Origin of the sequence: Comamonas sp. MYb396 (assembly GCF_037479555.1) — a bacterium.
Taxonomy (GTDB): domain Bacteria; phylum Pseudomonadota; class Gammaproteobacteria; order Burkholderiales; family Burkholderiaceae_C; genus Comamonas.
The window spans coordinates 27,554-39,707 of sequence record NZ_JBBGYU010000006.1; the positions used below are offsets into that span (position 1 = coordinate 27,554).

7 protein-coding genes are annotated in these 12,154 nt (G+C 63.1%); 5 read left to right on the forward strand and 2 right to left on the reverse strand.

The features are described from left to right. The first annotated feature begins 224 nt into the window (after positions 1-224). From htpG to WH265_RS14720, 4 genes are all read left to right on the forward strand, one after another. Complete coding sequence (gene htpG / locus WH265_RS14705; RefSeq protein WP_339558764.1) at positions 225-2,174, forward strand: molecular chaperone HtpG; 1,950 nt, start codon at positions 225-227, stop codon at positions 2,172-2,174. 990 nt (positions 2,175-3,164) lie between these two features. Beyond that, positions 3,165-7,352, forward strand: coding sequence for a hypothetical protein (locus tag WH265_RS14710; protein ID WP_339558765.1), 4,188 nt, complete (start codon positions 3,165-3,167; stop codon positions 7,350-7,352). Positions 7,353-7,532: 180 nt separating this feature from the next. Then, positions 7,533-8,084: an exosortase H gene (xrtH, locus tag WH265_RS14715; RefSeq protein ID WP_116927747.1), complete on the forward strand. Its 552-nt coding sequence runs from the start codon at positions 7,533-7,535 to the stop codon at positions 8,082-8,084. 96 nt (positions 8,085-8,180) lie between these two features. Next, on the forward strand, positions 8,181-8,909 hold the full coding sequence (locus WH265_RS14720; protein WP_339558766.1) for an exosortase H-associated membrane protein: 729 nt from the start codon (positions 8,181-8,183) through the stop codon (positions 8,907-8,909). 2 nt (positions 8,910-8,911) lie between these two features. On the opposite strand, the gene WH265_RS14725 is transcribed toward WH265_RS14720, so the two are convergent. Next, entirely contained in the window at positions 8,912-10,123 is a 1,212-nt protein-coding gene (locus WH265_RS14725; RefSeq protein WP_339558767.1) for an MFS transporter, read from the reverse strand. Between the two features lie 214 nt (positions 10,124-10,337). On the opposite strand from WH265_RS14725, the gene WH265_RS14730 reads away from it, so the two are divergent. After that, positions 10,338-10,823 carry a hypothetical protein gene (locus tag WH265_RS14730; RefSeq protein ID WP_339558970.1) on the forward strand — a complete coding sequence of 162 codons (486 nt, stop codon included), beginning with the start codon at positions 10,338-10,340 and terminating at the stop codon, positions 10,821-10,823. Between the two features lie 181 nt (positions 10,824-11,004). Here the strand turns inward: WH265_RS14730 and WH265_RS14735 are convergent, their stop codons facing one another. Continuing rightward, positions 11,005-12,057, reverse strand: a complete 1,053-nt coding sequence (locus tag WH265_RS14735; RefSeq protein WP_339558768.1) for a serine/threonine protein kinase — start codon at positions 12,055-12,057, stop codon at positions 11,005-11,007. Between the last annotated feature and the right edge of the window lie 97 nt (positions 12,058-12,154).

The following is a 12,154-nucleotide window of genomic DNA, read 5'->3' on the forward strand; positions in this document are numbered from 1 at the left end:
AAGTGTGTCAGGGGAGATAACATTGAAGTGGGATGGCGCGTAGAAAGAAAATGAAAAATCTCCTCTACGGGTGATCATGATCATTTATCAGCGATCTATGTCATAAATCTTTGCTTGATATAGATTGTTTTGATAAGCAATTCCTAAAATGACGGTATACCTTGAAGCGGCGCGGTCTGCACCCATATAGACCCTTGATCTGTGTTGATGAAGACTGAGCTCCCATGACCAAAAAAACCCATTCCTTCCAGGCCGAAGTGGCCCAACTGCTTCACCTGGTGACGCATTCGCTGTATTCGAACCAAGAGATCTTCTTGCGCGAGCTGATCTCCAATGCGTCGGATGCATGCGACAAACTGCGCTTTGAAGCACTCAATGACAGTAGTTTGTACGGCGACCAGCCTGAGCTGGAAGTGCGCGTGTCCTATGACGACAAGGCCAAGACCCTGACCATCACCGACACCGGCATTGGCATGACCACGCAAGAGGCCATCGACAACCTGGGCACGATCGCCAAGAGCGGCACCAAGGCCTTCATGGACAAGCTCAGTGGCGACCAGAAGGCAGATTCGCAGCTGATCGGCCAGTTCGGCGTGGGCTTTTACTCGGGCTTCATCGTGGCCGACAAGATCACCGTCGAGTCGCGCCGCGCGGGTACGGAGGCGTCGGAAGGCGTGCGCTGGACCAGCGGCGGCATGGGCGACTTTGAGGTCGAGCAGATCGACCGTGCCCAGCGCGGCACCAGCATCACCCTGCACCTGCGCGAGGACGCGCAGGACTTCTTGAACGGCTACAAGCTCAAGGAAGTGATCGCCAAGTACTCCGACCACATCAGCCTGCCCATCCTGATGGAAAAGGAAGAGTGGAACGAGGGCGAGAACGACCAGCCCGGCGAGATGGCCAAGACCGGCGAGTGGGAAACCGTGAACAAGGCCAGCGCCTTGTGGACCCGCGCCAAGAAGGACATCACGCCCGAGCAGTACCAGGACTTCTACAAGGCCATCAGCCATGACTACGAAGACCCGCTGACCTGGAGCCACAACCGCGTCGAAGGCAATACCGAGTACACGCAGCTGCTCTACATCCCCGCCAAGGCGCCGTTTGACCTGTACCAGCAGGGCAAGCACGCGGGCATCAAGCTCTACGTCAAGCGCGTCTTCATCATGGACGATGCCCAGGCGCTGATGCCGCAGTACCTGCGCTTTGTCAAAGGCGTGATCGACTCGGCCGACCTGCCGCTGAACGTGAGCCGCGAGCTGCTGCAGGAAAGCCGCGATGTGCGCCTGATCCGCGATGGCTCGGTCAAGCGCGTGCTGTCCATGCTCGAGGACCTGGCCCGCCATGACAAGCCCCAGCCAGCGGCCGAGGGCAGCGATGGCGTGGTGGATGTGGTGAGCGAAGACGACAAGGCCAAGGAGGGCAAGTACAGCCGCTTCTACGGCGAGTTTGGCGCCGTGCTCAAGGAAGGCCTGGGCGAGGACATGGGCAACAAGGAGCGCATCGCCAAGCTGCTGCGCTTTGCATCGACCACGCAGGAAGGCCTGAACACCTCGTTTGCCGACTACAAGGCGCGCATGAAAGAGGGCCAGGACGCCATCTACTACATCACCGCCGACACCTTGGCCGCGGCCAAGAGCAGCCCGCAGCTCGAAGTGTTCAAGAAAAAGGGCATCGAGGTGCTGCTGATGACCGACCGGGTCGACGAGTGGGCGCTGAACTTCCTGCAGGACTTTGATGGCACGCCGCTGCAATCGGTGGCCAAGGGCGCTGTCGATCTGGGCAAGCTGCAAAACGACGAAGAGAAGAAAGCCGCCGAAGAAGCCGCCGAAGCCTTCAAACCGGTGCTGGCCCAGCTCAAGGAAGCCTTGAAGGACCGTGCTGATGACGTGCGTGCCACCAGCCGCCTGGTGGACTCGCCCGCTTGCCTCGTGGTCTCGGACAGCGGCATGAGCCTGCAACTGGCGCGCCTGCTCAAGCAGGCCGGCCAGCCAGCGCCCGAATCCAAGCCGGTGCTGGAGGTCAATCCGGAGCACCCGCTGGTCAAGAAGCTGGACGGCTCTGTGCACTTCCACGACCTCGCCCAGATCCTGTTTGACCAGGCGGTGCTGGCCGAAGGCGGTTTGCCCGACGACCCTGCCGCCTACGTCAAACGGGTGAATGCTCTGCTGGCATAAAAGCAGCAGTACACCGCATAAAAATCCCCGCCGGTCGAAAAACCGGGCGGGGATTTTTTTATCTGTCGCCTGGCAGTTGCATGGTATGTGCTGCAGATGGATATTTCTCTGATGCCGCAGCACTGGCCATCTGCTTGGTTTTTTAAAATCCCGATTGATTATTTTCTTTTGTCGCCCAAGGGGAGTACTTACTTTCACCTGTAAATATTTTCCCAATACCCGACAAAATAAAAGTTAAGAATTGTTGACATATGGGGAGGCAGAACTTCTCAGCGGACCATGGGCCGTCTCTGGATTTCTCAACACTGTATCTAATTGTTTTATTCACTCGGCGCCAGCCTGCCGAGAGGACGCCAAAGACGCTGCAGCACGAAGGTGCTGGTCTGCTTTCCAGCCATGGGCAGCAAGTGCCTTTGTCTCGGCGCTGGCCACGCCTTCAAACAGTGCCTGCTTGTCGTAGATCTGTTATTTGCTAGGTAAATCAAGTTATTGCGAAGTGATCCCCAGGAGACTGCGGAATGCGCTGCCGCGCCACCGGTGCAGCGCTTGGCGGCCCCTGCCTTCACCCTGCACCGCTTGCCGACGCTGGCGCACAGAGCCCAGCGCATGGCAGAGCCCTCGCGCGGCCATCGGAAATGCTATGGCCGGTGCTGCATCGTTTTGCTGCATCATTTTTATATAGTCAATAAATTTATTAAAAGTTTATTGCATATATAGCTTGAATCCCGGTGCTACATTCGCAGCCCTTGTTGTCAGGTACAGCAGGCCTCTAAGGTTTCGTGACTACCGCTGGGCTTTATCTCTGTGATGGCCCGGAAAATATTTGGTATGTAGCGAAAACCTTTTATTTCACTGAACACGCAAGCCGTTATCTCTGTTTTTTCAGGAGAGGGCGGAGCTTTGCCTTTTTTTAGCAGGACGTTGAAAGTGTTACTCCCGTATCGATCGCCGCCGCTACGCAGCCCCTTGCGATGCAGCGTTGCCCTTGCCTTGGTCTCTGGTCTGCTTCCGGCGGTGGCCGCTGCGCAGTCGACCCGCTACGACATCTTTGTGAACCATGACGCCTTTGTGGCCCAGACCGGGGCCGTGGCGGAGAGCGGGTCGGTCGACGGCCCGGTGGGCGCCGACTTTGTCTACCGCGCCAAGGTCAAGCTCAATGGCGGCAGCGGCGAGGTCGCCAATGTGTCGCTGCTGCAGCAGCTGCCAGCGGGCGCCATTTTTCAGGAAATCGTCGCGCCCGCCGGCGTGCAATGTGCCCAGCCGCTGCCCAAGGCCGGCGACACCATCGAGGCAGGCGCTGCGCTGGCATGCAATCTTGCGTTGGTGACGGCGACCGATTTTGTCGCGGTGGACTTTCGCGTCAAGCTGCCCAGCGCGGGGACGGACTGGACGGCGCAGGCGTCTGCCTCCAGCCCCGACAACGCGGATCCGGATGCGGGCGAGGCGGCCCCCAACCACAGCCGCATCGAGCGCACGATCACCACCTATGAGCGCGCCGATCTGGCCGTACAGATCCTCGCGCCAGTGAATGGCGCAAGCCACACCCAGGGCGACAAGGTCGACTACCAGCTGCAGGTGCGCAATGCCGACTCGCCCTATGCCTTTGCGCTCAAGGCGGGTGAAAAGGCCCAGCTGCGTTTTCCGCAGCCCGAGGGCACCGAGTTCCAGGGCAGCCCGGGCGGCGATGGCTGGGTGTGCAAGCTGGCCGAAGACACGAGCGCCAACCAGCCCGTGCCGGTATGGAGCTGCAGCTACACCGTGCCTGATGGCCAGTCCGTTGGCCGTGGCCAGGATTTGCCGCTGCTGAGCGTGCCCTTGCTGGTCAAGACCAGCGGCGGCCAGGTGGCCAGCGCGGTGTCGGTGTCGGGCGAGACCGCCACCGGTCAGCTGTTTCTGGATGCCGACCCTGACAACAACACCGATGATGTGCAGATCCAGGTCCAGCCCAATGTGAACCTGGACATGGCGCTCACCAAGGTCGTCAATCCCAAGGTGCTGGACAAGCAGGCCAGCGCGCCTGTGCCGGTCACCTACACGCTGAGCGCCAAGCGGGTCGCCGGTGAATTGGTGCCGCAGGACATTGTCGTCACCGACACCCTGCCGGCTGGTGTCAGCTTTGCGTCTGCTGCTGGAGTGGACTGGATCTGCAGCAACAACGCGCAAGTGGTCCGCTGCCAGTACAGCGGTGCCTTTACCCCGAACCTGCCGCAGATCACGGTCAAGGCCTTGGTGGATGTGTCTTCGGTGGCGGCAGAGAGCGTCATCAATAACGCGGCCGAGGTCTCGGCCAGCAATGAGCCGCCCGCCAATGTGGGCGCCAACAACCAGGCGCAGGCGAGCGTGCTGGTCAGCAACAAGGTCAATCTGGCGCTGAGCAAAAGCACGACGGCGTCGGTGATTGCCTCCGGCCAGGAATACCAGTACGCGATCAAGATCAAGAACAATGGGCCGCTGGATGTGCTGCCCGGCCAGACCATGACGGTGACCGACCAGCTCGACGGCCAACTGCAGTTTCTGGGTGTGGCCGCCGGGTCGCCCTGGGTCTGCAGCCCCGCAAGCGGCACGGCCACTGACCTGGGGAAACTGCTGACCTGCACCTTCAGCGGCGGCATTGCCGCTGGTAGCAGCTCGGAGCTCTTGCTCAATGTGGTGGCCCACATCGATGCGGCAAACGGCCAGTTTGCCTCCATCGCCAACGGCGCTGCACTGGTGGGTATGCAGGGACGTGACGGTGCGCCGCTGGGCCAGATCGTGAGCAGCAACAAAGTCAACATATCCGAGCGCCAGGCCGACCTGTCGATCAGCAAGTCTGCGGTGATCACAGATGGCGCGAAGGCCTCGGGTGCCGAGGTGGTCTACACCCTGCGCGTGAAAAACGATGTGCCCGAGAATGCGCGCAATCTAGACCTGCAGGCTGCGCAAACCGTCACGGTGACCGATGTCATCGGCAACCTGCTGACCGACGCCAGCGCAGGCGTACTGGGTGTGAAAGCCTATGACAACAGCCGCTATCTGACGGCCGAGGTGCAAATGCCTGAGGTGTCGCAGGCCCAGATGCTGGGTTTGAAGGCGGGCAGCACTGCCGCCTCCGATGGCTGCAGCATTTCGGGTGACAACCACCAGAAGTCTGCGACCGTCAGCTGCACCCTGCGCAACCTGCCTGCCGACCCGGATGTTGCGTATCTGGTCGTCATCAAGGCGCGCCAGTATGTGGACCCCCAGGAAGATGCCACGCAGACCAACACCATTGTCAATGTGGCCGATGTGAGCTCGCCCGACACGGCGGAGTTCAACACCGCCAACAACCGTGCGCAGGCCTCGGTAGTGCTCGAAGCACTGACCGATCTGACCGTGACCAAGCAGGCCGCACCCGAGAGCGCTGCCGCTGGCCAGGCGATCACCTACACCTTGACAGCCAAGAACAGCGGCCCCTCGCAGGCGCGCCAGGTCCGCGTGACCGATCGCCTGCCGCTGAACACCATCTTGGTGGGCTCTGCGCCCAGCATCAGCGGTGGCAGCTGCAGCTTGAGCGGCGGCGCCAGGTTTGCCGCTGGCCTGGAGATCACCGAAGCCAACCGCACGATGACCTGCGTCTGGACCGATGCGCTCGCCGAGAACGCGCAAAAGACCGTCAGCTACCAGCTGCGCTCGCCTGCCAAGGACTACCCGCCTCAGCTGGACAACAGCGTCGTCGTGGCCTCGGTCACGCCGGAGACGGACCTGGGCAACAACAGCGCCAACGAAACCGTGCCGCTGGGCAAGCCCCAGGTCGATGTGCTGGTGAACATGCGCCACACCAACGACGGCATCCCGCTGGACACCGGCAAGACCCAGTACACGATCACGGTGACCAACAGCGGTGCATCGCAGTCCTATGCGACGGGGGTGCAGATGGTGGACCAGTTCCCGGCAGCGGGATCGACGGCCGACTTCCGCTTTGTCTCGCTCGACAGCGTGCAGCTGGCCAATGGGGATAGCCGCATGGGTCTGGACAGCTGTACCGTGCCGGCCGCCGGCGCGCTGGCGGGCAGCCTGGTCTGTGATTTCCCCTGGTTGGCGCCCAATGAATCGGTGGCGATCAAGTTCACGATGGAGCCCGCTGCACTGCTCGATGGCCGTGCCGTAGGCACCGTCAACCACAGCGCAACCGTGAAGGCCGATGTGGAAGTGCTCGACGGCATGGATGTCAGCAAGAATAACCAGACCACGGACCGCACCTCCACCTATGACCCGGCGCAAATCTCGCCCGATGAGCTGGACAAGCTGCGCTATGTGGACCTGTCGCTGACCAAGACCAGCTCGGCCACCAGCGCCGTCGATGTGGGCGATCTGATCGCCTACACCTTGACGGTGAAGAACGAGGAAGACCCGGCAGCCAGCCCGCGCAATGACCTGGTGAACGGCCAGGCGGTCGTCAGCGATGTGCTGCCCGAAGGCCTGGCGCTGGAAGGCGCGGCCCCTGCCGGCTGCAGCTATGACGAGGCCACGCGCGCCTTGCGCTGCGAGATCACCACGCTCCATGCCGGTGAGCAAGTGGCCTTCCCCTTCAGCGCCAAGCTGCTCTCGCGTACCGAAGGGCAGACCCTGGTGGTCAACAGCGCCCGCCTGACGAGCCCCGGCGATACCGACGAGACCAACAACGACAGCCACACCGAGACGCCGCTGGCGCTGGTGGACCTGGCGTTGACCAAATCGGTGGACAAAGCCCAGGCCGCCGCAGGCGATGCGCTGACCTACACCTTGACCGTTGTGAACAACGGCCCGGCCGACAGCCGCGAGGCCAGCGTGACCGATGTCTTGCCAGAAGGCCTGGTCTTTGTGCAAGCCTCGCCGGCCTGCCGTTTTGACGCAGGCAGCCGCACGCTGGACTGTGCGCTGGAGCCGCTGGCCGTGGGTGCGTCTGTGAGCTTGACGGTGGAGACCACCGTGGATGCCGCGCTGCAAGGCCCGGCCAGCCTGGTCAATACCGCCGTGGTGGACCTGCCCGGCGATAGCGACCCGAGCAACAACGAAAGCTCGGCGACCACGACCATTGCTGGCAAGGACAATGGCGGCGGCGAAGGCCGGCCCGGTGACCAGACGGCGGTGCCGGTGCCTGCCTTGGCCCCCGGCGCGCTGCTGCTGATGGCGCTGGCCATGGCTGGCCTGGCCGCACTGCGACTGGGACGCCGCAGCTGATAAGGCTATGCCATAGGATTTGCCTCCAGCACCCCAGCCGCGCATAGCCATGCGCGGCTTTTTTGTGCGTGGGGGATTTGCCGCACGAACACCAGTTGTTGACAGAGGCATTTCCCCCGGCCAGAACTTTAACGGCTATATTTGCTCCTACGTCCACTTCGACGACAGCAGGCACGTACCATGGTTCGCTTCTTTTTTGTATTTCTGGGGCTGCAGCTCACTTTGTTTGGTCTCAATATGCTCAGCTGGGTGCAAAAGCACCTGGTGGAGCCCTGGACGGCAATGTTGGCGCAGATCTGCGCCTTTTTGGTGACCTGGTTTGACAAGTCTGCCGTGGCCGAAGGCAAGGTGCTGTGGAACCATGCCACCAATTTTGGCGTGTCGATCGAGGCCGGTTGCAATGGCATCGAGGCCTGCATTGTGTTGTTTGCCGCCATCATGGCTTTTCCGTCGAGCTGGCGCCACAAGCTCATCGGCCTGGTGCTGGGCTTTATCGCGGTGCAAGCGGTCAATATCGTGCGCGTGATCAGCCTGTTCTACCTGGGCCAATGGAACATGACGGCCTTCAACTTTGCCCATGAGTACCTGTGGCAGGCGCTGATCATGCTGGACGTGCTGGTCGTCTGGCTGGTCTGGGTGCGTGCCGGCCAGCGCGCCAAGCGGGCAGAGGATGGCTCGGACCAACCGCCTCCCTCGGGCTCGGGGGCCGAGCCCACGCTGGCAGCCGCCTGATTTGAACCGGCCAGCAGTGCAAGCACTGCTGGCTTTTTTCCATAGGCACGAGAAGAAGCACAGAGCCCCCAGGAGGGCGGATACAGAGGAAGAGGGATGAAGCGCTTGAACCCGATACAGCGATTTGCGCTGCTGGCCTTTGCCGGCATCATCGTGCTGACCACCTTGTGGGTGCAGCTGTCGCCGTGGATGAGCTACCCGGTGGCGGTGATCTCCAAGGAAGGCATGCTGGACCTGGCTGCGGGCTGGGTCAAGCAGGTGCATATTGCGCCCGGCAAGATCGAGGTCGACACCTCGGTGGGTGTCGCCAATGCCAACACCGGTGGCCGCTGGGCCGAGATCTCGGTCGATGGCGACCCGGGCCGCTATGCCTACGGCTTTCCGATCTTCTTGGCACTGCTGCTGGCTGCCTGGCGCAAGGGCCGCATCTGGCGCGCGGTGCTAGGCTATGTGATCTTGCTGCCGTTCCAGGCGTTCAGCATCTCCACCAGCTTGCTGATGCAGATGGTGCTGGCCACCAACCTCGACCTGCGCCTGCTCAAGATCTCGCAGACCCAGCTGGACTTGCTCGCCTATGGCTACCAGCTGGGCAGTCTGGTGCTGCCCACCCTGGTGCCGTTTTTGCTGTGGCTGTGGCTGGACCGCCAGTTTGTCAACGAGGTGCTGGTCGAGGCCTGGAAGAAAAACATCCAGCCCAAGCTGGCGCCGCGCCCCACCGTAGTACGCCCCCCGCCACCACCACCGCCTGAGCAGGTGATCCGCCCGGCCGAGAGCGGTCCCGAGATCTCGCACGAGATCAGCATCACCTTGCCGCCGCGCAAATAAGGCTAGTGCTTGGCAGCGGGCGCCGGCACTGGGGTGCGCCAGGTGGCCAGCGCCAGCGCCGTGGACAGCAGCGCAAACACTGCACAAAACACGAGCAGCGCGCGCGACAGGCCCACCTGGTCGGACAGCCAGCCAATCCCCAGAATCGGCAAGATCGTGCCCACATAGCCAATGACCAGGTAGGTGGCCAGCAGGCCGGCCCGGTTGTCAGCCCGCGCCACCCGGTTGACCACCGAGATACCGCCCAGGTTGCATAGGCCATGGCCGAGTGCAGCGCTCAGCACGCAGAGCAAGAACACCGCCGGCGAGCTGGCAAACACATTGGCGATCAGCAGCAGATTGCACAGCGCCAGCGCGCCATAGCCGGTGATCAGCACCTTGCGGGTGACAAAGCCCTTGGCGGCATACTGCGAGGCGGCCGACAGCAGCAGGATGAAGCCGATCGACGGCCCGCTGATGGCCGGCCCGTGCCAGGGCAGCATGCTTTGCATAAAGCTGGGCGCGAGCGAGGCAAACAGGCTGAACATGCCAAAGGCACAGAAGGCGCCCATCGACGCCAGGCCGTAGCGGCGCAGCGCCGCGCGTTCGGGGAAGGTGAGGCGCGGCATCAGCTGGCGCAGGCCAAAACTGCTGCTGGCAGGCGCCGGCTGCAGGTGGGCCGGCAACTGCACCTGGAACAGCGAATAAATCGCCAAGGCGCTCAGCAGCAGGGACGGCAGATAGGCGCTGCGCAGCGGAAAAGGCGCCCATTGCGCGACCAGGCCACCAACAATGGGCCCCAGGCCAAAGCCAAAGGCAATCGTCAGGCTGGTGGTGGCAGCGGCCCGCTGCGTGTCGCCGCTGGTGTTGAGCTGGGTCAGGCCCAGCGAGGCCGAGGTGGTGATCATCCCCGAGGCCAGGCCAATGATGATGCGGCTCAAGCCAAACACCTGCATGTTCCAGGCCAGTGCCGACAGCAGCACGCCTGCGCTCATCAGCATCACCCCCGCGCGCAGCACCTTGAAAAAACCATAGCGGGTCGTGATCGCGCCCAGCAGCATCAGGCTGGTGAGCGCTGCGGCCATATAGAGCACAAACACCTGGGTGATCGCGCTGGGCGGCAGCTGCCACTGGGCCTGGTAGAGCGGGTAGAGCGGGCTGGCCAGCGCCGTGCCCATGACGCCGACGCACATCGAGAAGCACACCCAGAAATAGGGCGGCCATTGGTATTTCATGATCAGAACTTGGGGCGGGGCTGCGGTGGCAGCAGCAGGCCAGCGGCGGGTGGCGGCTGGCCCGGAAAGGACGGTGGCCTGGATTGTAGGGAGTCAGGCCCGGCATGTCCCCGCGCTGTCGGGGTGCCCATCGCTGGGCGTAGGACATCGGAATGCAATGTCCTTGCGCCAGAGGCTGGTGTGGCAATCGCTGTTAAAAATAGCCATGATCCGAATGCCTGCCATGCGCTCTTTCCTCTCCCACCCCTGCCGTGCGGCCGCTGCCGCCTTGTCCGTGGCTGCGCTGTCCGCCTGCTCGCCCTATGTGGGTGTGGGTGTGCCGGTGGGGCCGTTCTCGGTCGGCGTGGGGCTGGGCAGTGGTGGGGTCAGCGCCGGGGTGGGCACGGGCGTGGGCCCTGTCGGTGTCGGCGTAGGGGTCAACCAGCGCGGCCAGGTGACGGGCAATGCAGGTGTCGGGGTCGGCACCTCCGTCGGGGGCGCCCAGGTGGGCGTGGGGGTGGGCACCGGCACGGTGCTGTATGACCCGGCAGCGCCCGCATCTGCCCCCGCTGCTGCACCTAACCATGCCCAGGCCGCACAGCCCGGCGTGGTCGTGCCTGGCGTGGTCAACCCACCCAGGGGTGAGCATGATGCCCAGCTGCAGTGGCGCGGTGCTGATGGGCAACTGCTGCCCGACTGCCGCTTGAGCAACCGCTGTTAGAGCCGCGAACACAACCCTTGATACGTCGTTGCCTCGCCGGCCGCGCCAAGCCTTGTCGTACTACTGTACTGCCTGCGGCTTGACGCCTAGTCGGGGACGCCTAGTCGGGGACGCCTAGTCTCAATCGCAAACCTTTGGTTTGCTGGGCCATGTTAGCGGCTCTTTAAAAAACGGGTGGCGCTTAAACGTACAGCGGCGGCTCATCCATCGCGATGAGCTGCGCCTGCAGCATCTGGGTTTGCTCCTGCCAGTAGGCCTCGCTGCCAAACCAGGGGAAGTGGATCGGAAAGATCGGGTCGTCAAAGCGCCGCGCCAGCCAGGCGCTGTAGTGGATCAGGCGCAGCGTGCGCAGCGGCTCGATCAGTGCCAGCTCGCGCCGGTCAAAGGGGCGGAACTGTTCATAGCCTTCGACCAGCGTCGACAGCTGCGCGCTTTGCTGCTGGCGGTCGCCCGACAGCAGCATCCACAGGTCCTGCACGGCCGGGCCGCTGCGCGTGTCATCGAGGTCGACAAAATGCGGGCCGCCGCCCTGGTGCTCGGGCGGCACCCACAGCACATTGCCCGGGTGGCAGTCGCCATGCAGGCGCAGGCTGCGGTAGCTGCCTGCGGCAAAGTGGCCGCTGCCGTTGCCCGGGTCGATGATCTCGCAGATCTTGTCGGTGGCGCGGCGGCAGGCATCGCTCCAGGCGCTGCGCTGGCCGGGCGGGATGGCGCCATGGGCCATCAGCCAGTCGTGGGGCTCGCGGGCAAAGTCCTGGGCGTTGATGCTGGGGCGGTGCACAAAGGGCCGGGCCTCACCCACGGTGTGGATGCGGGCCAGAAAGCGCCCCACCCATTCGAGCACCTCCCAGTCGTCCAGATCGGGCTGGCGCCCGCCCCGCCAGGGCGATACGGAAAAGCGAAAGCCGCCATGCTGCAGCAGGCTGTGGCCGCCCAGCTGCAGGGGCGCAACCACGGGCACTTCAGCGTCGGCCAGCTGCTGGGAGAACTGGTGCTCCTCGGCAATGGCCGCATCGCTCCAGCGGCCCGGGCGGTAGAACTTGCAGACCACCTTGCTGCCGTCTTCCAGCCAGACTTGGTAGACGCGGTTTTCGTAGGAAGACAGCGGGTTCAGGCGGCCATCGCCCCACAGGCCCACCGACGCCAGTGCGTCAAGCACCACATCGGGGGTCAGCGCGGCATAGGCATGTTCCTGCGCGGGGCTGCTGGGCGGATAGTCATCGGTATCGTGCATACCGCCATTGTGCGCCCATCTTGTGACGGCCATCTTGACCACGGAGACGCAAAAAAGCCGGGCATGCAAGGCATGCACCGGCTGCACTGGAGAGCGT